21 protein-coding genes are annotated in these 22,621 nt (G+C 65.2%); 13 read left to right on the forward strand and 8 right to left on the reverse strand.

Translation table 11 applies throughout. From position 1 onward, the window contains the following. The first annotated feature begins 1 nt into the window (after nt 1). From R9B84_RS34575 to R9B84_RS34585, 3 genes are all read left to right on the forward strand, one after another. The gene (locus R9B84_RS34575; RefSeq protein WP_069749454.1) at nt 2-613 is read left to right on the forward strand and encodes a helix-turn-helix domain-containing protein; all 612 of its coding nucleotides are present in this window, start codon (nt 2-4) and stop codon (nt 611-613) included. A gap of 130 nt (nt 614-743) precedes the next feature. Beyond that, nucleotides 744-1,121, forward strand: a complete 378-nt coding sequence (locus tag R9B84_RS34580; RefSeq protein ID WP_423761875.1) for a DUF2471 family protein — start codon at nt 744-746, stop codon at nt 1,119-1,121. A 102-nt stretch (nt 1,122-1,223) separates the two neighbouring features. Further along, entirely contained in the window at nt 1,224-2,243 is a 1,020-nt protein-coding gene (locus tag R9B84_RS34585) for a tyrosine-type recombinase/integrase (protein WP_423761876.1), read from the forward strand. 137 nt (nt 2,244-2,380) lie between these two features. Here R9B84_RS34585 and R9B84_RS34590 read toward each other — a convergent pair whose 3' ends face one another. Next, on the reverse strand, nt 2,381-3,562 hold the full coding sequence (locus R9B84_RS34590; protein ID WP_423761877.1) for a DNA-binding protein: 1,182 nt from the start codon (nt 3,560-3,562) through the stop codon (nt 2,381-2,383). A 1,822-nt stretch (nt 3,563-5,384) separates the two neighbouring features. Here R9B84_RS34590 and R9B84_RS34595 point away from each other — a divergent pair. Beyond that, complete coding sequence (locus tag R9B84_RS34595; protein WP_423761878.1) at nt 5,385-6,752, forward strand: replication initiation protein; 1,368 nt, start codon at nt 5,385-5,387, stop codon at nt 6,750-6,752. A gap of 91 nt (nt 6,753-6,843) precedes the next feature. On the opposite strand, the gene R9B84_RS34600 is transcribed toward R9B84_RS34595, so the two are convergent. Together R9B84_RS34600 and parA are read right to left on the reverse strand one after the other, a co-directional pair. After that, the gene (locus tag R9B84_RS34600; RefSeq protein ID WP_423761879.1) at nt 6,844-7,905 is read right to left on the reverse strand and encodes a ParB/RepB/Spo0J family partition protein; all 1,062 of its coding nucleotides are present in this window, start codon (nt 7,903-7,905) and stop codon (nt 6,844-6,846) included. A gap of 23 nt (nt 7,906-7,928) precedes the next feature. Continuing rightward, nucleotides 7,929-8,591, reverse strand: coding sequence for a ParA family partition ATPase (parA, locus tag R9B84_RS34605; protein WP_034181507.1), 663 nt, complete (start codon nt 8,589-8,591; stop codon nt 7,929-7,931). Nucleotides 8,592-9,570: 979 nt separating this feature from the next. Here parA and arsC point away from each other — a divergent pair. Beyond that, nucleotides 9,571-9,927, forward strand: a complete 357-nt coding sequence (gene arsC / locus R9B84_RS34610; protein WP_423763540.1) for an arsenate reductase (glutaredoxin) — start codon at nt 9,571-9,573, stop codon at nt 9,925-9,927. Nucleotides 9,928-9,948: 21 nt separating this feature from the next. Here the strand turns inward: arsC and R9B84_RS34615 are convergent, their stop codons facing one another. Genes R9B84_RS34615 through R9B84_RS34625 form a run of 3 tightly spaced genes read right to left on the reverse strand, consistent with a single transcriptional unit; the run spans nt 9,949 to nt 11,161 of the window. Then, nucleotides 9,949-10,326 (reverse strand): hypothetical protein, encoded by a 378-nt coding sequence (locus tag R9B84_RS34615; RefSeq protein WP_423761880.1) that lies wholly within the window; start codon nt 10,324-10,326, stop codon nt 9,949-9,951. Nucleotides 10,327-10,368: 42 nt separating this feature from the next. Beyond that, entirely contained in the window at nt 10,369-10,584 is a 216-nt protein-coding gene (locus tag R9B84_RS34620; RefSeq protein ID WP_423761881.1) for a zf-HC2 domain-containing protein, read from the reverse strand. Next, nucleotides 10,562-11,161 carry an RNA polymerase factor sigma-70 gene (locus R9B84_RS34625; RefSeq protein ID WP_047902102.1) on the reverse strand — a complete coding sequence of 200 codons (600 nt, stop codon included), beginning with the start codon at nt 11,159-11,161 and terminating at the stop codon, nt 10,562-10,564. Before R9B84_RS34625 ends, R9B84_RS34620 begins: the two co-directional genes overlap by 23 nt. A 367-nt stretch (nt 11,162-11,528) precedes the next feature. Between R9B84_RS34625 and R9B84_RS34630 the strand changes: the two genes are divergently transcribed. Continuing rightward, entirely contained in the window at nt 11,529-12,083 is a 555-nt protein-coding gene (locus R9B84_RS34630) for an NADPH-dependent FMN reductase (RefSeq protein WP_096473180.1), read from the forward strand. 46 nt (nt 12,084-12,129) lie between these two features. On the opposite strand, the gene R9B84_RS34635 is transcribed toward R9B84_RS34630, so the two are convergent. After that, nucleotides 12,130-14,373 carry a response regulator gene (locus R9B84_RS34635; protein ID WP_423761882.1) on the reverse strand — a complete coding sequence of 748 codons (2,244 nt, stop codon included), beginning with the start codon at nt 14,371-14,373 and terminating at the stop codon, nt 12,130-12,132. Between the two features lie 470 nt (nt 14,374-14,843). Here R9B84_RS34635 and R9B84_RS34640 point away from each other — a divergent pair, with 470 nt between their 5' ends. Genes R9B84_RS34640 through R9B84_RS34650 form a run of 3 tightly spaced genes read left to right on the forward strand, consistent with a single transcriptional unit; the run spans nt 14,844 to nt 16,766 of the window. Beyond that, nucleotides 14,844-15,212 carry a response regulator gene (locus R9B84_RS34640; RefSeq protein ID WP_011548759.1) on the forward strand — a complete coding sequence of 123 codons (369 nt, stop codon included), beginning with the start codon at nt 14,844-14,846 and terminating at the stop codon, nt 15,210-15,212. Beyond that, complete coding sequence (locus R9B84_RS34645) at nt 15,205-15,831, forward strand: chemotaxis protein CheC (protein ID WP_047902105.1); 627 nt, start codon at nt 15,205-15,207, stop codon at nt 15,829-15,831. Before R9B84_RS34640 ends, R9B84_RS34645 begins: the two co-directional genes overlap by 8 nt. Next, on the forward strand, nt 15,828-16,766 hold the full coding sequence (locus R9B84_RS34650) for a GGDEF domain-containing protein (RefSeq protein ID WP_423761883.1): 939 nt from the start codon (nt 15,828-15,830) through the stop codon (nt 16,764-16,766). Before R9B84_RS34645 ends, R9B84_RS34650 begins: the two co-directional genes overlap by 4 nt. A gap of 51 nt (nt 16,767-16,817) precedes the next feature. Here the strand turns inward: R9B84_RS34650 and R9B84_RS34655 are convergent, their stop codons facing one another. Further along, complete coding sequence (locus R9B84_RS34655) at nt 16,818-17,702, reverse strand: alpha/beta fold hydrolase (RefSeq protein ID WP_423761884.1); 885 nt, start codon at nt 17,700-17,702, stop codon at nt 16,818-16,820. Nucleotides 17,703-17,894: 192 nt separating this feature from the next. Between R9B84_RS34655 and R9B84_RS34660 the strand changes: the two genes are divergently transcribed. The 4 genes from R9B84_RS34660 (at nt 17,895) to shc (ending at nt 22,605) form a co-directional block, all read left to right on the forward strand. Continuing rightward, nucleotides 17,895-18,227 (forward strand): hypothetical protein, encoded by a 333-nt coding sequence (locus R9B84_RS34660; protein ID WP_047902108.1) that lies wholly within the window; start codon nt 17,895-17,897, stop codon nt 18,225-18,227. Between the two features lie 275 nt (nt 18,228-18,502). Next, nucleotides 18,503-19,351, forward strand: a complete 849-nt coding sequence (hpnD, locus tag R9B84_RS34665; RefSeq protein WP_423761885.1) for a presqualene diphosphate synthase HpnD — start codon at nt 18,503-18,505, stop codon at nt 19,349-19,351. Nucleotides 19,352-19,364: 13 nt separating this feature from the next. Beyond that, entirely contained in the window at nt 19,365-20,618 is a 1,254-nt protein-coding gene (hpnE, locus tag R9B84_RS34670; protein WP_423761886.1) for a hydroxysqualene dehydroxylase HpnE, read from the forward strand. A gap of 13 nt (nt 20,619-20,631) precedes the next feature. Next, nucleotides 20,632-22,605, forward strand: a complete 1,974-nt coding sequence (shc, locus tag R9B84_RS34675) for a squalene--hopene cyclase (protein WP_423761887.1) — start codon at nt 20,632-20,634, stop codon at nt 22,603-22,605. Nucleotides 22,606-22,621: the final 16 nt, after the last annotated feature.

The following is a 22,621-nucleotide window of genomic DNA, read 5'->3' on the forward strand; positions in this document are numbered from 1 at the left end:
AATGGCAAGTTCCTCCGGATCGCGGCGCACGCCTGCCAGCGCCGCACCGCAACCGCCGGCCGCCACGCCGCCGCGCGTCGGCGAGCAGATCCAGCGGCTGCGCAACGAGCGCAAGCTGACGCTCGACGACCTGTCGCGTGCGGCCGGCGTATCGAAATCGATGCTCTCCGAGATCGAGCGCGACAAGGCCAACCCGACGATCGCCGTCGCCTGGCGGCTGACGAACGCGCTCGGCATCACGCTCGACGAGCTGTTCTCGCAGCCGAAGGCGCCGGAGACGATCCGTGTAGACGGCCCGCACGACATTCCGACGCTCGCCGGCCACGACGGCCGGTACCAGCTCCGTGTATGGGGCCCGATCGACCTCGCCGGCAAGTTCGAGTGGTACGAGCTGACGCTGCCGGGCGGCGGCGCACTCGTATCGAACGCGCACGAACCCGGCACGCGCGAGCACCTCACCGTGCTGCAAGGCGCGATGGAGATCGAAGCCGCGGCGGCCAGCCGGCGCCTGAAGGCCGGCGACACGGCACGCTACCCGGCCGACGAGCCGCATGCGATCCGCAATCCCGGCAAGGCCGAAGCGCGAGCACTGCTGATCGTGATACATCGCTGACGGCGCGTATAGCTGGCCAAAGGGCCAGTTGCGGAAAGTACTGTATGTTTGTACAGTATACGGACATTCCGCCATGCATGGGCCGGAGCCGGCGCACCGAGGCGCCCGCTCCGGTCGACAGGAGCCTGCGATGACAGAAGAACAAGATTTGGCCGCGCTCAGCTTCAAGGCTGCTGCGCACGACCTCGAGCTGATCGTTCGCCATATTGCCGGGCGCTACATCCGTCAGTGCGTCCCGCTGACGTGGCGCCTGCTGCACGCGATCGAAGCCGAGGCGCTCGCCGATCTCGGCTTTGCCAGCCGGCACGAGGCCGGCATGCGTCAATTGTTCGAACGGCCGTCGGACATGACGTTTCCCGAAACGGACGATCCGATCGACTTCGGGCGCTCGAACGCGCTGCCCGCCGTCTTTTCGTTCGCGGTTCTCGCGTATGAAGCGGCGGCAACGTCGCACGGCACCGCGCCTCTCGAGCGCGCTCACCGCCCGTCCAAGGCGTGGGGCGACTGACTGCAAACCCCAAACCGCCGCGCATGGCGGCCTGTTCAGCCTCTTGCTGCCCGACACGTTGCGGAAAGGGCTACCATATACGCAACTAACGGAATAAATAACATGTCCCTTCCCGCATCTCCCGACACTCCTGCACGCCCGGAAGAAAAGGATCTGTTCGACCGCGGTGCATCCGACTGGATCGTGTCGCCCGAAGCCGCATTCGACGCATGGCTGGCCATGCAGGACTATCGCCGCTCGTCGGCCGACGTCTATCGAGCGCAATGGGGCGCGTTTCTCACGTGGATGCGCGCGCATCAGAAAAATCTGGCAACAGTCGATACGGCAACGATTGCGAACTTCGTCGGCGAGTTGCCGATCCGGAAAACCCAGCGAATGCGCTATCTGCGGCTGATCGAGCGCGTGCTCGACCATATCCGGCGCACCGAGTACGCATCGACCAATCCGGCCCGTTTCATTGCTCAGGATGGCGAAGCGAACTGGCGCAAGGCACGCGACAACGAGCCGACCGGTTTCCTGACGCCGGCCGAACGCGCGACATTGCTCGCGTATCTGTTTTCACCAATCGGCGTATCCCGTTCCGCGTACTGGAAAGAGCGGCGCGACCGCGCACTCGTGGCCGCGTTTCTCGGCGCCGGGATCAAAACCGGCGAAGCGCGTGCGCTTACGATTAGTTGCATCGATACCAGCGGAACGTCGCTGCAGATCCAGTCGGCGCACCCGAATCACGCGCGCGAAACCCATCTGGCCTCGTTCGCGATCGCGCTGCTCGAAGCGTGGCTCACGGAACGCAAGCGCCAGGACATTCCTGGCGAGCTCGTATTCCCGGCATCGCATGCCGGGCGGCCGATGCACAAGGCGACGATGCTGCGCGCCATCGACGCGATCGTCGAATCGGCCGGGCTCACGTCGTCGCGCACCGCGCGCGCGAGCCCGCAGACGCTGCGCAATACCTACGCGGCCGAACTGTTCGAAAACGACGTGCCGCCCGAGCGGGTCGGCAAATGGCTGGGCTTCATGCGGCCGATCTCGTCGAACCGCCTGCATCGCGCATGGAAAAACTGGCGCGACGGCCTCACCGACAGCAACGGTGACGCATCCGACAGCGACGAAACTCACTGATCGGAAAACGGCTGTTCACGCGACACGATCCGTGAGCAGCCTTGCGTGGCGCAGCCTCACCGTTTCACAGCTCCCGAAAAACCTCACCTCAAGCGTCCCGGATCGTCTCACCTGTGCAGGTGCGGCCGATCTTCGGGTCAGGTGTGCGCAAAGCGCGCGATGGCTTCGAACCGGGACGGCCACGCGCCCGACGCATGCTCACATTCCGGGCACGCCACTTCAAAACCCTCTTCGCCGTGCGACAACTCCGGTTCCCCGTCGCAACGCGGGCACTGAGCCGGCACCGGAATCTCCTCATCCAGCGAGGTCCCGATCGCTGCAAACGCATCCGAGTCCAGTTGCCCGGCATCAGCCAGCCGCCGGATCAGCGCGGCAATTTCCGGATTCATTCCGCGGCTCGCGCGCAACGAACTCATGTCGCGCGTCGCACGTGCCAGTTCATCGCTCTGGCTGCGCAACTGTTCTTCGAGCCGGTCGGCGCGTGCCTTGGCCGAGCTCAGCTGCTGAAGGAAATCGAATTCCTTGCGCTGGACGTCACGCAAACCGCTCTGGTAGGTCGACGCCATGCTGCGCAGCGAGTCGAGCTCGACCAGCATCGGCTTCACGCGGCGTTCGGCTTCGGCCACCGCATCCTTGATTTGCTGTGCGTAGTGCTCGGTGCGCTGCTGCAATTCGGCCTGAAGCGCATCGATGCGGTCGCGCAACGTGGCGTTTTGCGCCTGTTCGGCGTCGACGCGGCCGGCCGCGGCGGCCAGTTCCTTCTCCAGTCGGGCAACTGTGGTGAGCAACGTCGCTTCACTTGCCGAACCGTGCGTCGTCTGCGACGCGAGCTGAACCTCGAGTTCGGTCACGCGCGCCTGCAATTGCTCGTTTCGAGCTTCACCGCGCGCGAGTGCGCTTTCGAGCGTCTCATGGCGGACGGTTGCATCGCGCAACCGCTGTTCGGCGTCGGCCATGCCGGCGCGAACCTGCTCGCGATCGCCATCGAGACTGTCGCGCGCCGCTTTCAACGCTTCTTCATAGAGTGCGCCGAGAAGCGCACCGGCCTTTTCCTCGACGGCCTTCGGAATTGCCGCACCGTCGAGCCTGATCTTGGATGCAGAACGGATGCGTTCCCAGAAATGGTCGATGTCTTTCGGGATATCGCTGGCGCTGCCGGTTTGGGTGAGATCGCGGACGTTGGCGGCCGACGGCCGGATGCCAAGATCGAAGAATAGACGCTTGCATGCATGCAATGACAAATCCTGACGCCGCGCACCGCTTGCACGCAGCGATTCCAGTTCGTCCCGAATGACTTGGCGCATTTCGTCCAGGGTCATGGCAGAGCTCACAGACATTGAAATGTGGCAATCATAACGAAATACGTATCTTTTGATACCTGTTTCGGGTCGACGTTGCGAATTTACGTCGCTCTGCACAGAAATCGGGCCTGTGAGCCTTTCCGGACGAACGTGGTCCAGAATTGCGTGAAACAAAGCGAAGAAAGTCAGCCAAGTCTTTGTAATGCAAGCGTTTTCCAGCAAACCCCGAAAATCGGCATTTGTTTCACATGACGGACGATCCTATTCCCTGTGGGTGTTCAGGGGTTGGGGTATCTGTGGAAAACTCGTCAGCCAATGTCTTGAGAGTATTAGAAGTAAACACCCTTGAACCCTTAGTTAAAAACGTTAACGCCACGGCACAGCCTTATGCAGCAAGGCTTTCCGGCCGGCAAGGTGAAGTTTTACGGGAGCCAAGGTGATTGTCTGCGGGAGCTGACGTGATTGGGTTCAGGGAGCTGCGTGAGCCGTTGCAGGAAAGGTCGTGAGCGGATTCGGGATCACAGTGAAACACGAGATTTCCCAAAGGTGAGGTTTTTCGGGGCCTCACAGCCACAGAACCCGCGCTGTGCCTGACTGCACAGTTTTCTGCCTGTGCAGACATAGGTGAGAATTTGCGGGACCTTCTTCGCGCCCCGATTCTGCCCATCTTTTAGGCAGTTTTGGCGAAAGGTGAGGTTTCACGGGACTCCACGGGAATTTGGTGTGAGGATTTCCGGGAAGCGAACGCCATTTTGCACAGCAAAAGTGCTTTCCGGGGCCTGTGATGCACTAAAGGTGAGGCTTTTCGGGAGGGAAATCCGGGTTTTCCTGCCCCGATCTCGCTAAGGTGAGCTTTTTCGGGGCATGGATCACAGGCTGTGATCGTGGCCACAGGTGAGTATTTTCGGGAACGGTATTTGCTCGAAAAATGGTCACAGGTGAGGCTTTTCGGGGCCCGTGAGCGGCCGGATTCGCCGAAAAGCCCGCCAGGACTGGAAGAAATCTCGTTTTTGCTGTGCCCCTTTTTGGGACAGGTGAGATTTTTCGGGAGCCTACATACGGTTGTCGTATGAAGGATTTTCGTCGAAAGGTGAGGTTTTTCGGGGGATGTCTACCGGGCACAGCCAAATGCCTTCTGTGCATAAGTATCGGAAGGCATTGGGTTTTTTGATACCGCGACAGTTACGGTGAGGCTTTTCGGGAGTCGTTCACGAGCCCGTTGGTGTGCGGCATTTTTTCAATGAGGTGAGTGTTTTCGGGAGGCTCTGGTAGCCAATCCCTCGTGTGCCGGACATTCGGCGGCATCGAGACGAAAGAATACACTGTGCTCAAGGTGAGTATTTTCGGGACCCGACACGGTTTGTGCGCTGTACAATGCGCGCCCGAGCCGGCAAAGCAGGTCCGATCGGGCGGCGCGGGCCGGTTTCGAAGGCGCGTTTCCGGGTGCCGGATGCGATCCCGATCTCGCGGCGAGCCGCGCCTGTACATGCATACAGCCCGATGCGGCGCGATCGGGGATGCACTGTGAGGTGCGATCGCGACCCTGTGGCGAACTCACAGCCAGGCAGTCGCAAAATTACGACAAATCGAAAGGTGAGCCGATACGGGAGCGAGTTTCGCACGTGTCATGCACAGGCGAAATTCTGTGAATCGGCGCATCCCGCGGCACGTCTGGACGAGTCCGGAACGCTGCAATTCCGGACCGGTGAGCGTTTTCGGGAGCGGTTGGGGTGAGTGCCGATTTGCATGCGCACTTCACCGGCTATGGTGAGCATGTCGTTCTGGACGCACATCACCGCAGGCGCTATCCTTCCGGAAAACTTCTCCTCCGACCCGACGTATGGCCACGACGAAGCGCGCCAAGAAAACCGATGTGGATGTGGTGAGTGCCAGTTCAGCCGAATTGCGCAAGGCCGTCGAGGCGATCGCAATTCAGCCGAAGAGCGGCAAGATCACGCTGCTGACCCGCAAGCTGTTCAATGTCCTGCTGGCGGTCGCGCAGCAGGCCGACGACTCGGGCGATACGTATCGCGCGCTGCTGTCGGATATCGTCGCAAACTCCGCCTTCGATTCGAACGACACCGCACTGGTGAAGGAGCACCTGCGCCGCATGGTGTCGGTGCAGGTCGAATGGAGCACCGGGACGTCGAGCCAGAAGCCGGGCCGCAAGTGGGGGATCTCGACGCTGATCGCCGACGCGGAAATTCTCGAGGATCCGACGACCCGCCGCGTGTGGGTCGAATTCTCGTTCGCGCCGAAGATCAAGAAGAAGCTGCTCGACCCGGTCCAGTATGCGCGTCTGAGCCTGCAGTTCCAGAGCCAGTTGCGCAGCAGCGCCGGCCTCGCGCTGTACGAGATCTGCGTGCGCTATCTGACGAACCCGAGCCACCTGACGATGCGCGAGCCGTGGGAATGGTGGCGGCCGATCCTGTCGGGCACGCCCGACACGGAAGCCGGCGACGAGGCGAAGCGCGAGTACAAGTACTTCAAGCGCGACTATCTGCGTCCCGCAATCGCGGAAGTCAACGCGGTCACCAATATCTTCGTCGAGCTGATCGAGCACCGTGAAGGGCGCCGGGTTGCGGAGATCCAGTTCCGCGTGACCGAGCGCAAGCAGCCGATGCTGGCGCTCGACGAACACCCGAACGTGTTCGACAGCACGCTGGTCGACCGGATGGTGAAACTCGGGATCCCGCTGAAGGAAGCGCAGACGCTCTATGCGGACAGCGAGGAGAACCGGATTCGCGCCGCCCTGCAGATGACCGAGCAGCGGATGCGCAGCACGACGCTGCCGCCGGTGCGCAGCGCGCCCGCGCTGTTCAAGGATGCGCTGAAGAAGGGTTATGCGCCGCCGGTCGAGTCGGTCGATGCGCTGCCTGCCGGCACGCCGTCCGCGAAGGTCGCAGCGGCGCAGCCGGAAGATCTGAAGGCACGCCTGCTGAGCGAGTTCGCGGCGTTCCGCCGCAAGGAAGCGAAGGTGCTGTACGAGGAGCAGGGCGACGCCGAGCGCGAAGTGGCGCGCGAGTCGTTCGAGTCGGAGGCGCTGCCGACGATGGGCTCGCATCTGCGCGACGACTGGCGCAAGCGCGGCCTCGATTCCAAGCTGGCCGAGACGGCCTTTTTCGACTGGCTGGCCCAGAAGACCTGGGGCGAGCCGACGGATGGCGACCTGCTGTCGTTCACGCTGAATCAGTCGCGGGCCGCCTGAGGCCCGCTCAGGCCCGCTGACGGGCCGCCGCCGGCCGCCCGCTCAGCCGGGCGGGCCCGGCGTCCTCATCAGGCCCTGCCGGCCGCTTCCATCACTCCGACAACAGCATCCGCTCGAGCTGCTTGAGGATCGCGTCGCGCTTGTCCTTCGGGAGGCCGCGCAGGCGCAATTCGATGCGGTCTTCGCCATACGACTTCAGGTCGCCGACCGACTTGCCGCCGAGCTTGATCTCGAGACGCTGCGCGTAGCGCTGACGGCCCGCGGCCTTCGGCGTCTCCTGCGCAGCGACACGGCCCTTGACGATGTCCGACACCTGGCGCGTGCTGAGATCGTCCGACACGATCTTGTTGATCAGCCGCAGCGTGGCCTCGGTGCCGCGCGCATTGTGATAGCGGCCGACCTGATACGCCATGTTCGAACCGAAGCGATCGGGACGCGCGACCATTTCCTGCATGATCGCTTCCGGCAACTTGCCGATCGACAGCGCGACGGCCACCGTCGACTCGTCGAGGCCGAGATGCTCGGAGAGCTCCTTCTGGCTCTGGAAATGTTTGTCGTCGAGGAAGCGGCGCCACACGACGGCGTTGTCGAACACCGTCTGCGAATCGCGCTGGACGTTCAGGTCGTAGCCGAGCTTGTAGCTCTGGATGCCGATCGGCACGTCGATCACGATCGCCTTGACCGATTCCTTGTTCGCTTCCTTCAGCGCCCGCACGCGACGGCCGCCGTCGCTGACGAAATACGTGCCCGGATTGTCGTAATCCGGAATCACGTGGATCGCTTGCTGCTGCCCCTGCTTCGCGAGGTTGACCGCGAGTTCGGCAATCGACGACTTCAGATAGAAGTGCCGCGGGTTGAACGGGCTATGCTTGATCGCCTTCAGCGACAACTCGATCACCTGCCCCGGTGCATAGCGGTTCTCGAGACGCCACGCGCGATATTGCGTCGATTCGTCGATCGACGGATCGAGCGTGAGCTCGGGAGCGGGCGGCGGCGCGATGTCTTTTTTCGCGGATTTGGTCGGTACGGCGGCGGGCGTCTCGGACTTGACGATGCCGTCAATCGCATTGAGCCGGTCGAGTGCCGTGCGCTTCTCGCTCGTCGTGATATCCGGGCGCGCTTGGAATCCTTTTGCAAATTGGGAAGGTTTCATGTGACTCCTTTGTGCGCATAAAGTCAGGGCAGCATGGCGACGATTTCGTCGGCACATGCGCGAATTTCGGCGGCGGCGAGCTTGCCGCCACGATCGTTCATCTGCAGCACGGTCTGACCGAGCGCCATCGCCTGCTTGTACGCTTCCCGGGTCGGGATCTGCGTCTTCAGCAGCGGGAAGCCGAGCTCTTCGAGCGCGCGCTTGAGCTCGCGGGTCAGCATGCGCTTCTCTTCGGTCTTGTTCAGCAGGAATACCGCGCGAAGGTCTTCGTTCATGACCTGTGCCTGCTGGATCAGCTTGACCAGCCCGACGCTCGACCAGTAATCGGCCGGCGACGACGAAGTCGGGATCACGGCAATCGATGCGGCCAGCAGGACAACGCCGGATACCTTCTCGGTGATCGACGGCGGGCAGTCGACGACGATGATGTCGTAGTCGTTGATGAACTTCTTGATCTCGCGATGGATCTGGCCGTCGGCTTCGGCGAGGTTGACGACCGGAAACGGGATGCCGGTGTCGCTGTCGCCGGATGCGCTCGACCAGTGAACCAGTGTGTTTTGACGGTCTGCGTCGATGACGAGGATGCGCTTCCCTTTTTCATGGAACGCGGCGCCGAGGTGCATGGCAATCGTGCTTTTGCCGACGCCACCTTTTTGTTGAGTGACTGCAATGATTTCCGCGGCCAATTTTCACTCCTATTTTGGTCGTTGGAATTCTACAGGACGATATTTATATTTCAATGAAATTGTCGTTCGACAACTACGCGTTAGCCATTCGGGCTATCGGTTTATGCGCATAAACAGACCGGCGGCGATCGGTGGCGTGATCGGTGGCGTGGGTGATGTCTGCGGACGTTGGCGAGCCACACGATGGTTGTGTCATCACGACGCGCGTCGTCGGTACGCGCAGTGGGTGCTGCCGAGATCGAAGTGCGCTGCCCTTTCGCGTGACGGTGGTGGGTGGTCGTGTCTGCGAGCAGGTGAGTTTGTGCGCATAAACTCTGCGACGACCGGGGAGGCCAACCGTGCGGCAGGACAGCGAGGTACTCCCGAGCGCGGGCGTGATCTTGTCCGCCTTGGTCAGATACGCAGTGCGGGAAGTGTGCCATGGAGGCGATGTGCATCGGCATCACGCCATGTCGAGCCGCTACGTTTATGCGCATAAACCGCGGTCGATGGATGGCGAGTACCTAGCGATCACGTGCCTACTCGCATCAATTCGGCAAGCCGGGATGCCCTGACAGAACAGCACATCGACGCAACGTTCGCTTCGGTGCCATGGCTGTCGATGCTCGTCGGCGCGATGAGTCGCCCTGTACCCTGTCGAGCGATCGCAGGCTTTATGCGCATAAACCAATCGACGTACCACGCGATCGCCTGCGCCCTTGGCCACCCGAAACACACATCACGATGCGCAGGCTTGCGAATCCATATCCTTGCCTCGAGATAGCAGGCCGCACGACTTTATGCGCATAAACACGTGAGCTCTTTGAAGCACATCCCCGATGCATCGTCTTTCCCGAGACCCGTGTCGCGGGCGGCGTCTTCTCGCCAATCAGCGTCGCCAAAGCATCGAATCCGCGCACCGCTACCCCACTACCGCCTGCGCCGAAACCCCCGATGCAGACTGGCTACAATACAGCCCTCTCCCATCCAGGCCCGAATGATGATCACGATCTACCACAACCCCCGATGCTCGAAGTCGCGCGAGACGCTTGCGTTGGTCGAGACGCTGAACACTACCGGCACGCCGGTGAACGTCGTCGAGTACCTGAAGACGCCGCCGACGGTCGAGGAACTGGAAGCGCTGCATCGGCAGCTCGGCCGCCCGGTTCGCGACATGCTGCGCGACGGCGAGGAACCGTACAAGACGCTGGATCTGGCCCGCGCGGACCTGACCGATGCGCAAGCCTACGAGGCGATTGCCGCTCATCCGGTTTTGCTGCAGCGTCCGATCGTCATCTATCGAGGGAAGGCGGCCATCGGTCGGCCGCCCGAAGCGGTGCAAGCGCTGTTCGAATAATTCTTGCCCGGCGTATTTTTCTTATTGCTTCAGCCCGGCGACCACACCGGCAGTCGACACCGGCAATCGACACCGGCAATCGACACCGGCAATCGACACCGGCAATCGACACCGGCAATCGACACCGGCAATCGACACCGGCAATCGACACCGGCAATCGACACCGGCAATCGACACCGGCAATCGACACCGGCAATCGACACCGGCAATCGACACCGGCAATCGACACCGGCAATCGACACCGGCAATCGACACCGGCAATCGACACCGGCAATCGACACCGGCAATCGACACCGGCAATCGACACCGGCAATCGACACCGGCAATCGACACCGGCAGTCGACACCGGCAGTCGAAGCCGGTGCGATCGCCGGGCACCACAGTTGCGCGTTGCGCCACTGCGACCCGCGGCCCGGACGATAGCGGCAACACGGGCCGGGGCTAGCCTACCCCGGACGACGTGTCGTCATCACCCGGTTCCCGCCCCGCCGCCGCTTTCGCGGCCGTTCGCAGCAGCGCAATCTGCCCGCGATAGGCTCTGCAGCCACTGCAGGTCGGCAGGTGCACGCGCACCTGCAGGCGCTCATGCAAGGTCAGATGCCGGTCGAGCGCATCCGACAGCAGTCGCGTCACGTCAGTACATTTCCCCGGCAGCATCTTCGGTCGTCAGTCCTTTTTCGCTCAGGCAGGTTCGCAGGCGCGTGCGCGCCCGATACAGCAGCACGCTGCAATGATTCGTCGTCAGCGTCAATTCGCTGCAGATATCCATGATCTCGACATCGAGGAATTCGCGCATCATGAACACGCGCCCGATCTGCTCCGGAAGGTGATCGAGGCAGGCCTGGAACAGCGTCCAGAACTGCTGTTGCTGCAACAGCGTTTCGGGGCGCGGCCACGGTCGCGGCTTCGCATGCGGAGCCCAGTGCCCGTTTTCCTTGAACAGCTCGCGATCGAGCACGGATTCGCCGTCGAGCTCGGCGTCGAGCGCAGACAGGCTCACCGTCCGTTGCCGCGCACGCAGCACGTCGATCAGCTTGTTGCGCAGGATGCCGAACACCCAGGTCTTGTGGGCCGACAGCCCCGCGAAATCGCCTGCGTGCGACCACGCGGCGGTCAGCGCTTCCTGCACGGCGTCTTCGGCCGCGTCGGCATCGCGGAGCTGGAGTCGCGCGAAGCGCAGCAGGTCGCGCCGCAGTTGCGCGAGATAAACGGGGTCGTCGTACGCGGACGGCATGTCTGGGTAGCAGTGTCTCGAGGCGATCGCGCTTGCACCACCGGGCGGGCACATCGCGGTGCGAGCAGCTTACTGGGCGCAGTGCCGGCCTGCAACGTATGTTCCGTCACGAATTCACGAAACCGGCCGGCGCGCTGCGCTATGCTTGCCGAAACCCGTATCGCGTGCCGACGGCGTCGTGCGGCGGGCAGTTTGTAACATCAGAACATAACGGTCGAGTTATCCACAGTTTCTGTGGAAAACCTTGTGGAAAGTCGGCCGGACGGCCCCGTGGGGCGGTTCACGGGCTGGCTTGCCTATAAACAGACCTTTGTCGCCTGTTCGGAAGCAATCGATCCGATTCCTCACTCACCGGAAGGAGAATGCCATGTCCTATCGTATTGCGGTCGTCGTCGGCAGCCTGCGCCGCGCTTCGTCGAACCGCGCGCTCGCGCACGCCGTGATCTCGCTCGCCCCCGCCGATTTTTCGTTCGAGTTCGTCGAGATCGGCGAGCTGCCGCTGTACAGCCAGGACTACGACGCGGATTTCCCGGACGTCGCGAAGCGCTTCAAGCAGTCGATCGAAGCCGCCGACGCGCTGCTGTTCGTCACGCCCGAGTACAACCGGTCGATGCCGGGCGTGCTGAAGAATGCGCTCGACTGGGGTTCGCGGCCGTGGGGTGCCAACTCGTGGTCGGGCAAGCCGGGCGCGGTGCTCGGCACGTCGCCGGGCGCGACGGGCACGGCGCTCGCCCAGCAGCACCTGCGCAACGTGCTGGCGTACCTCGACGTGAAGACGCTCGGGCAGCCCGAGATGTTCATCAAGCACGATCCGGCTCGCATCGACGAGCAGGGCCAGATCGTCAGCGAGGACACCCGCAAGTTCCTGCAGGGCTTCGTCGATCGCTACGCGGGCTGGGTGCGCCTGCTGAAGTCGGCCTGATCGCCGCGGCCGTTCATGCCGCCGGCGCCGGCCCGCACGCAGTGGGTCACGCGCCGGCGTGCCGTGCGTCGCGCGCTTCACGGATGCTCAGCAGGATCTCGTCGAGCAGTGCGATGTCGAACGGCTTCGACAGCACGCGGACGTTGACGGTGCGCGTGCGGTCGAGCTCCTCCGCGTAACCCGTGACGAGAATCACGGGCAGCTTTCCCGGCCGCTTCTCGACCGCTTCGGCGAGGTCGATGCCGTTCAGGCGGCCCGGCATGTGGATATCCGAAATCACGAGGTCGAACGCGTCGTTCGCGGCCGCGCCTTCGATCAGGCGCAACGCGTCGTCGGCGGTGGGCGCATAGGTCACGCGGTGCCCGAGCAGCGACAGCAGCGCTTCGGTGCCGGCCGCGACTTCGCCGTTGTCCTCGACGAGCAGCACGTGCAGCCCCGCGAGCGCGCCCGTGTCGTGCACGACGGCCTGCGGCCGCGCGACGACGTCCTCGGCGCGCGCGCGCGGCAGGTAGAGGCGCACCGACGTGCCGGCGCCGACCGCGCTGTCGATCGTCGCGAGGCCGCCCGAGCGTTCGCAGAACGCGAACACCTGCGGCAGCCCGAGCCCCGTCCCCATGCCCTGCGCCTTCGTCGTGAACAGCGGTTCGAACGCGCGCGCGAGCACGTCGGGCGCCATGCCCGAGCCGGTGTCGTCGAGCGAGATCTGCACGAAATCGCCGGTCAGCGGAAAGCCGTCCTCGCGGCGCAGCGTCACGTTGCGCGCGCCGACCGTGAAGCGGCCGCCGACCGCCATCGCGTCGCGCGCGTTGACCGCGAGGTTGATCACCGCGAGCTCGAGCTCCGCGACGTCGACGCGGATCGGCCAGACGCCGGGCTCGATCGCGACGACCAGCGACGATTTCGAACCGAGCGACGTCTTCAGCAGTTCGCGGCACGTGCCGACCCATTGCCCGACGTCGATCGTCTCGTTGTGCAGCGGCTGCTTGCGCGCGACGCCGAGGAGCTGGCGCGTGAGCGATTGCCCGTTCTTCAGCGCGCGTTCGATCGCGCCGAGTTCCTTGTCGAGATGCTGAACCCCGCGCCGCCGCGCGATCTGCACGTTGCTCGAGATGATCATCAGCAGGTTGTTGAAGTCGTGCGCGACGCTGCCGACGAGGTTGCCGAGCGCCTGCATCTTGCGCGACTGCCGGTACGCCGATTCGATCGAGCGGCGCATCGACGCTTCGGCCTGCCAGCGATCCCACGCCTCCTCTTCCGCTTTCAGCCGCTTGAGCGACAGCCAGATCACGGACCACAGCGCGATCGACGGCGCGAACATCGAGATGAACAGCACGCTCAGGTGTTCGTACCATTCATGCCAGATCGCCGACGTGCGATACGCACACGTCACGTAGACGGGATAGCTGCCGACCTGGCGGTACGCGACGATCTCGCTGCTCGCGCCGTCGTGGCGCACGCGCACGACGCCCGCACGCGGATCGTTGCGCCCATCGCCGAACGTGGCTGCGCGATCGGTGTGCGCGAGCGACGGCGGCGGCGGATACGACGCGATCACCGCGCCGTCCGAGCGCGCGAGCGCCATCGTCATCGGCGTGCTCGCGCCGCCGAGCAGGTCGCGGTAGAACGCGTTGAAATACGACGATTTCAGTGCGATCGACACCATCCCGGCGAACGAACCGTCGCTATGGCGCCGCGCGACGCCCGTGTTGAACACGGGAATGTTCTCGAGCTTGAGCGGGCCCATCATCAGCCGCGAGATGTGTTCGATGACCTTGCCGTCGCGGATGCCGGCGAAGTCGTCGCGGTTCGCGATCGACGCATAGGGCGCCGGATAGTAGAGGCTGTTGGCGAGCAGCATCCCGCTCGCGCCGAAGATCGACACGGCGGCCACCTGCGGATAGCCGCCGCCGATCGTGTTCAGCGCTTCGTGGATGTCGGATTCCCTGTTGCGCACGGTCGCGTCGTCCATGTCCTGTACGAGATCGACGATGCGTGCATCGAGCGTTTCGCTCAGGTCGAACACCTTGAGCGCGTGCTCTTCGGCGACCCGCACCGTGCGCATCGTCACGTCGCTCGCGGCGGCCTCGCGCGCCTTCAGGTCGTTGTACGCCATCACCACCACGTAGATGCACGGCAGCACGATCGCCGCGACGAGCAGCACGATCAGCGTGACGCGGCGGACCGCGAAATCGTGCTCGGGCGCGCCGGACGCATAGTTGCCGTCGTCCTGCCAGTCGTCGGCGGGCGTGGAGGCGGGATCGTGGGAGTCGGCAGGCCGGTCGGACGTCATCGAAGCAGAGGGTGAAGCAGAGGTGCCTGCCATCATAAACGAGTTGCGAGGGCCCGCCGCGCGGCCCCGTACGCGCACGATCCTGTCGATTCCGACAGGAGGAGACTGTCAGATTGAAAACGCGACGAATCCGGCAGCGCAAACGTACACAAGGAAAAATTTTGCGTACTTATCTCGAAAATGGTCGTGGCTGTTTTCGGAATGACGCGCGATCGGACCGATTCTGTTCGAAATGGTGAATATGGCGAGTTGCATCGCCTCCGGTTTACTCAGAGAATCGCGCCTTGCTTTCCCTATGACAGATATATGCGCCCGCCGGCGTTCGCCGCGCGGTGCGTCGCGCGCACCTGCTCGCGGCGCCCGCGCGCGGCCGCAAGGCGGTTGCCCGCGCCCGAAACGCATGGCGCCTCAAGAAGCGCGCCGCGCGGTCGTTAACGCGAGAGAGACCATTCCGTATACCGCTTCGCTCCATGCCTTTGCCAATTGTAATTGCCGACGATTCGCTGCTCGCTCGCAAACTTCTGACAAAGGCGTTGCCGGGAGACTGGGACGTTGACGTCGCGTACGCAGCGAATGGTCGCGAGGCCCTGGCGCTCTATCGTGACGGCAAAGCTTCCGTGATGTTTCTGGACCTGACGATGCCCGACATGAGCGGATATCAGGTACTGGAAACACTGCGCCACGAAGATCTGAACACGTTCGTGATCGTGGTATCCGCCGATATCCAGCCGCAGGCGCAAGCACGCGTGCGTGAATTGGGCGCGATCGCATTCGTTGCCAAGCCCGTGACGTCGGAGGCATTGCTGCCCATTCTCAAGGAGTATGGGTTGTATGCCTGAATCGGTGTTCACGGCGGAGCAACGCGACGCGTTGCAGGAGATCGCCAACCTTGCAATGGGCCGCGCCGCCGCGCGGCTTGCGTTATTGCTCGGGCGCTTCATCGAACTGTCGGTGCCGCGTGTGCGCGTCGTGAAAGCGGCCGACGCGGGCGACGCGCTGCGCGAGATGACGGGCATTCACGACAACGTGACCGCCGTGCGCCAGGGCTTCCGTTCGGACATCAAGGGCGAGGCGATCGTCCTGTGCCGCAGCGCGGGCGTCGCGCGGCTCATGTCGATCGTCGACCGCACGTTCGGCGAAGGCGTGTCCGGCGGGATGGCGACGCCGGACGAACTCGTGTTCGACGTCGCGAACGTGCTGATGGGCGCATGCGTCGCGTCGATCCTCGACGAGCTCGGTCGCAAACCCGTGTTCTTTCCGCCGGGGCTGCTCGGCGCGAACGTGTCGTTCGACGACGTATTCCAGCCGAACGTGCTCGCGTGGAGCGTCGCGCTGCTGCTCGAGGTGAACTTCGGGCTCGAGGACCACACATTCCGTGCCCACTTCGTGATGCTGATGGCCGAGGATTCGATCCGGCTGATGGGCGACGCGCTCGACGCGTTGCTGTCCGCGCTATGACGGCCGCCGCGCCGTCGCTGAGCGACCTCGTGATCGAGCGGGTGGGCTTCGGCCTGTTCGTGCTCGACCGATCGATGACCGTGCTGATGTGGAATCGCTTCATGCAGGACCACAGCGGCATCCCGGCCGCCGACGTGATCGGCCGCAACCTGTTCGACTGCTTTCCGGACCTGCCGCGCGCGTGGCTGTCGCGCAAGGTCGAGAGCGTGTTCCAGCTCGGCAGCTTCGCGTTCAGCTCGTGGGAGCAGCGGCCCTACCTGTTCCGCTTCGAGCACGACCGGCCGATTACCGGCGGCATCGACTACATGCAGCAGGACTGTACGTTCATGCCGCTCACGCGCGGCCGCGATGTCGAGGCCGTGTGCGTGACGATCTCGGACGTCACGCATGTGAGCGTGATGCAGCGCGAGCGCGAGGAAGCGGTCGCGAAGCTGCGCGAACACGCGAATCGCGACGGCCTGACCGGCATCGCGAACCGGCGTTTCTTCGAAGTGCGGCTCGGCGACGAATTCGCGCGCTGGCAGCGCTACGGAGGCGACATGTCGGTGCTGCTGTTCGACCTCGACCACTTCAAGACGATCAACGACCGCTTCGGACATGCGGCCGGCGACGCCGTGCTGCGCGAGACGGCGCGCCGCGTCGCGTCGATCGTGCGTGCGCAGGATACGTTCGGCCGTTTCGGCGGCGAGGAATTCGCGCTGCTGCTGCCGTGCACGAATCTCGACGAGGCGATGCTGGTGGCCGACAAGGTGCGCGACGCGATCGGCAGCGTGCCGGTCGATGCGGAGGGCGTCAGCGTGCCGGTGACGGCGAGCGTCGGCGGCGCGTGCGCGAAGACGGGCGCGCCGACCAGCGACGTGCTCGTCAACGAGGCCGACGCCGCGCTCTATCGCGCGAAGCGGCTCGGGCGCGACCGCTCGGTTGCCTACGCGTAGGCGCGCCCGCCCCGCAGCGCGCGCAGCGGCTGCACGCCGCGCGTGCCGCGTTCAGCTTTTCGCGATGCCGGCCAGCACGCCCGCCAGCACGGCCGGCTGCGACACGAACGGCGAATGGCTGCTGTCGAGCTGGTGCACGTGGGTCGGATTGCCGGGCGCGAACACGTCGGCTTCGTCGATGAAGCGCTGCTGCAGCGCGGGCAGGATCACGCGGTCCTGCAGGCACTTGATGTAGTGACGGTCGATCGCGCCCCAGCGCGCGGCGGTCGTCGGGATCGCGGTCGCGAACGGCGCGGCCGGCACGTCGCAGGTCATCAGGTTCGCGACGGCCTCGAAGTCGGCCTGCGGCACGTCGTCGTACAGCGCGCGCTTCATCGTCTCGCGATATGCGGCGTCGCCGCTGCGCGGATCGATGCGCAGCGCACCGGCCACGCGCGGGCTCGCGAGCATCAGCGGGCCGAGCATCTCGCCGCTGTTCTCGGGCGCGCGCACGTAGTCGAGGCCCGGCACGCCCGAGGCCGGCATGAATGCCGCGAGATAGACGATCTTCGCGATCTTTTCCGGCGCGCGTTCGGCGGCCGCCGTGATCGCGAGGCCGCCCATGCTGTGCCCGACCAGCACCACCTTGCCGCGGCCGAGCGCATACGCGTCGTCGACGGCCTGCATCACCTGCGACGCGTAATCGTCGAGCGTCGTGTTCGCGACCGGCGACGGCTCGGCGCCGAACGCGTCCTTGTCGAGCGGCCGTTCGAGATAGGACGCGGGAAAGCGGGCGTTGATGCCGTGCGCGGGCAGGTCGCGCGCGATCGACAGGTAGCCGCGCGCGGCCAGCGCGGCCGCGACGTGCGCGTAGCACCACGCGCCGTGCCAGGCGCCGTGCACGAGGACGAAGACAGGATGGTCGGACTGCGGGGGGGCGGTTACGGTCGTCTCCATGGCGTTCGTGTTTTTTCGAGAAAGGTGTCATCTTAGACGAACCCGTGCGCATCCAAGCGCGAACGCACGGCACGATTGCGCGGCGGGCTGCGATCCGTCCCTCTTGTCTCGCGCAGGCCACATTTCGTCCGGATCCGATATGCATTTGAGCCGAAGCGCGCTAATTTGTTGCTTTGCCCGTGATTGCGCCCCATGAACGTCGACTATCTCTTCTATCGGAGGCCGAATAAACCTGGCCCCTATTCGCTCGACGATCTGGGCGAGATCGCGCCGCCGATCGGCCCGGGCGACCTGGTGCGCGCGGGCATCGCGCGCGTGTTCGAGCAGATCGACTGGCACGAGTCGCCCGACGTGCCGGGCGCGTGGTTCGGCACGGGCGGCGCGGTGTTCCAGTTCACCGCGGAGCCCGACGGCCGCGTGACGAGCTTCATGGGTTCGCGCCTCGAACGCCGCTCGATGCTGCAGCTCACCCGCGAAATGGGGCTGATTGCGCTCGACCTGCAGCGCGACATCGTTTACGGCTGACGAGCCGCCGGCGCCTGTTCACGCCGGCGCCTGTTCACGCCGAGGCCGGCCGCGCCGGCCTGCCGGCGGCTCCCGGCGCCCCGCCGGGCGTGGCGCGTGTCCGCCATCGAACTTCAAAGATTGCTATACTTTCGCCCAATTCCGGCATCCGGCCGGTAATTTGTGCCTGTCTGCGTCGATCGTTCGCATATCTCGCACGCATTTGACACCCTGACCATCCCAGCCGGGCATGGCTTCTTCAATCGCCCCGCGTGGGTGTCTCCGTGGAGCTTGTCTTGGCCGTTTCCAATTCCGTCGTGGACGAACAAGAAACCGACGCCGCTGCCGTCACATCGGGCAGTTCTTTCTATCTTGCGATGCGCATCCTGCCGGCGGTGCAGCGCGATGCGATGTTCCAGGTCTATGCGTTCTGCCGCGCGGTCGACGATATCGCCGACAGCGACCTGCCGCGCGCCGAGCGCAACGCGGGCCTCGATCGCTGGCGCGCCGACATCGACGCGTGCTTCGCGGGTCGCCCGCCGCGCCATCTGGCCGCGCTCGATCGCGAGATCCGCGCATTCAACCTGCAGCGCGACGACTTCCACGCGATGATCGACGGGATGGCGATGGACGCGGTAGAAGACATCTGCGCGCCCGACGAGCCGACGCTCGACCTCTTCTGCGATCGCGTGGCGAGCGCGGCCGGCCGGCTGTCGGTGAGGATATTCGGGATGCCGGAAGCCGAAGGGATCAAGCTGTCGCATCACCTTGGCCGCGCGCTGCAACTGACCAACATCCTGCGCGACATCGACGACGACGCGGCGATCAACCGCTGCTACCTGCCGCGCGAGCTGCTTGCGCGCGAAGGCATCGCGATCACCGATCCGGCGACGATCGTGCGCGATCCGGCGCTGCCGCGCGTGTGCGCGACGCTCGTCGAGCGCGCGCTCGAGCACTTCCGCGAGGCCGACGCGGTGATGGATACCTGCCCGCGTGCGCAGGTGAAGGCGCCGCGCATCATGTCGGGCGCGTATCGCTGCATTCTCGAAGCCGCGGTCGCACGCGGCTTTGCCGCCCCGCGCGCCCCGCTGCGCAAGCCGAAAGCGCGCATGCTGATGATCGCCGCGCGCTACGCGCTGTTCTGAGTCGACCGAGTCGATGCCCAGAACCGTCCACGTGATCGGTGCCGGACTCGCGGGCCTGTCGGCCGCGGTCGAGCTGCAACGCCGCGGGCGGCACATCGTGCTGCACGACGCGCACGCGCATGCGGGCGGCCGCTGCCGGTCATGGTTCGACGGGACGCTGAACACGACGCTCGACAGCGGGCTGCATGCGGTCTTCGCGGGGCAGGCGGCCACGCAGCGCTACCTGCGCGCGACCGGCGCGGCCGATCAACTGGTCGGGCCCGCGCTGCCTGAATGTCCGGTCGTCGACGTCGCGTCGCAGCAGCGCTGGACGCTGCGTTTCGGCAACGGGCACTGGCCGTCGTGGCTGTTCGATGCCGCGTCGCGCGCGCCGGGCACGACGCCGCTCGACTACCTCGCGCTCGCCCCGCTCGCATTTGCGCGCATGGGCCGTTCACTCGCACAGACGATGCGATGCGACGGCGTGCTGTGGGATCGTTGGCTGCGGCCGTATTGGCTCGGGGTGCTGAACGTCGAGCCGCGCCACGCGAGTGCCGAACTCGCGCGCACGGTGCTGTGCAGCATGTTTGCCGCGGGCGGCCCCGGTTGCCGTCCGCTCGTCGCGCGCCACGGGCTCGGCAGCGCATTCGTCGAACCGGCGCTGCGCATGCTGCAGTACGGCGGCGCGCAGATCCGGCTGAACTCGCGGCTCGACGCGTTCGAGTTCGGCGCGCACGGCAATGCGGTCGACGCGGTCGCGATCGGCGGCGGGCGCATCGATCTCGCGCCGGGCGACGCGGTCGTGCTGGCCGTGCCGCCCGAGGTCGCGTTGCCGCTGGTACCCGAACTCACCGCGCCGGATACCTTCAGCGCGGTCGTGACCGCGTATTTCGCGGTCGAGCCGCAAGCCGGCAGCCCGCTGCAGACGACCGTCGTCAATGGCACCGTCGATGCGGTGCGCGCCGGCGGCGGCCAGCTCGCGGCGACGATCCGCGATGCGGGCCGCTGGCTCGACACGCCGCGCGACGTGCTTGCGCAGCGAATCTGGGAAGACGTCGCGCGCGTGACGGGCGCGAACCCGGAAACCATCCCTGCGTGGCAGCTCGTCGTCGAGCCGCGCGCGGGCTTTGCGGCGGTGCCGTCGCAGGAAATGAAACGTCCGGCCGTGCGTACGCGCTGGACCAATCTTGTGCTGGCGGGCGACTGGATTGCCACCGGCTTGCCCGCCACGATCGAGGGCGCGATCCGTTCCGGCCAACTGGCCGCGGACGTGCTCCAGACACAATAAGAGAGAGGGACCGATGAACGATCTCACCGAAATGGCTACCCTGTCCGCCGGCACCGTGCCAGCCGGCGTCGACGCGGCCGTCGCACGTGCGACCGACGCGCTGCTGGCCGCGCAGAAGGCGGACGGACACTGGGTCTACGAACTCGAAGCCGATTCGACGATTCCCGCCGAATACGTGCTGCTCGTCCACTATCTCGGCGAGACGCCGAACCTCGAGCTCGAACAGAAGATCGGCCGGTATCTGCGCCGCATCCAGCAAGCCGATGGCGGCTGGCCGCTGTTCACCGACGGCGCGCCGAACATCAGCGCGAGCGTGAAGGCGTATTTCGCGCTGAAGGTGATCGGCGACGACGAGAACGCCGAGCACATGCAGCGCGCGCGCCGGGCGATCCACGCGATGGGCGGCGCCGAGATGTCGAACGTGTTCACGCGTATCCAGCTCGCGCTGTACGGCGCGATTCCGTGGCGCGCGGTGCCGATGATGCCGGTCGAGATCATGCTGCTGCCGCAGTGGTTCCCGTTCCACCTGTCGAAGGTGTCGTACTGGGCGCGTACCGTGATCGTGCCGCTGCTCGTGCTGAACGCGAAGCGCCCGCTCGCGAAGAACCCGCGCGGCGTGCGCATCGACGAGCTGTTCATCGATCCGCCCGTCAACGCCGGGCTGCTGCCGCGCCAGGGGCACCAGAGCGCCGGCTGGTTCGCGTTCTTCCGCGTGGTCGACCATGCGCTGCGCGCGGTCGACGGCCTGTTCCCGAGCTATACGCGCGAACGCGCGATCCGCCAGGCCGTCTCGTTCGTCGACGAGCGCCTGAACGGCGAGGACGGCCTCGGCGCGATCTATCCGGCGATGGCCAACGCGGTGATGATGTACGACGTGCTCGGCTACGCGGAAGATCATCCGAACCGCGCGATCGCGCGCAAGGCGCTCGAGAAGCTGCTCGTCGTGCAGGAGGACGAAGCGTATTGCCAGCCGTGCCTGTCGCCGGTGTGGGACACGTCGCTCGCGGCGCACGCGCTGCTCGAAACCGGCGATGCGCGCGCCGAGGACGCCGTGCTGCGCGGCCTCGACTGGCTGCGCCCGCTGCAGATTCTCGACGTGCGCGGCGACTGGATCTCGCGCCGCCCGAACGTGCGGCCCGGCGGCTGGGCGTTCCAGTACGCGAACGCGCACTACCCGGACGTCGACGATACGGCCGTGGTCGTGATGGCGATGGACCGCGCGCAGAAGCTCAGGCAGTCGGACGCGTACCGCGATTCGATGGCGCGCGCACGCGAATGGGTCGTCGGCATGCAGAGCAGCGACGGCGGCTGGGGCGCGTTCGAGCCGGAAAACACGCAGTACTACCTGAACAACATCCCGTTCTCCGATCACGGCGCGCTGCTCGATCCGCCGACGTCCGACGTGTCGGGCCGGTGCCTGTCGATGCTGTCGCAGCTCGGCGAGACGGCCGCGAACAGCGAGCCGACCCGTCGCGCGCTCGACTACATGCTGAAGGAGCAGGAGCCGGACGGCAGCTGGTACGGCCGCTGGGGGATGAACTACGTGTACGGCACGTGGACGGCGTTGTGCTCGCTGAACGCGGCCGGCCTCGGGCCAGAAGATCCGCGCGTGAAGCGCGGCGCGCAGTGGTTGCTGTCGATCCAGAACAAGGACGGCGGCTGGGGCGAGGACGGCGACAGCTACAAGCTGAACTACCGCGGCTTCGAGCAGGCGCCGAGCACGGCGTCGCAGACGGCCTGGGCGCTGCTCGGCCTGATGGCGGCCGGCGAGGTGAACAACCCGGCCGTTGCGCGCGGCGTCGACTACCTGATCGCCGAGCAGAACGAAGAGGGTCTGTGGGACGAGACGCGCTTCACGGCGACGGGCTTCCCGCGCGTGTTCTACCTGCGCTATCACGGCTATCGCAAGTTCTTCCCGCTGTGGGCGCTCGCGCGCTACCGCAACCTGAAGCGCGACAACGCGACGCGCGTCACGGTCGGGATGTAACGCGTGGGCACGTCAC

This window comes from Burkholderia sp. NLJ2, from assembly GCF_049487195.1.
GTDB lineage: Bacteria > Pseudomonadota > Gammaproteobacteria > Burkholderiales > Burkholderiaceae > Burkholderia > Burkholderia pyrrocinia.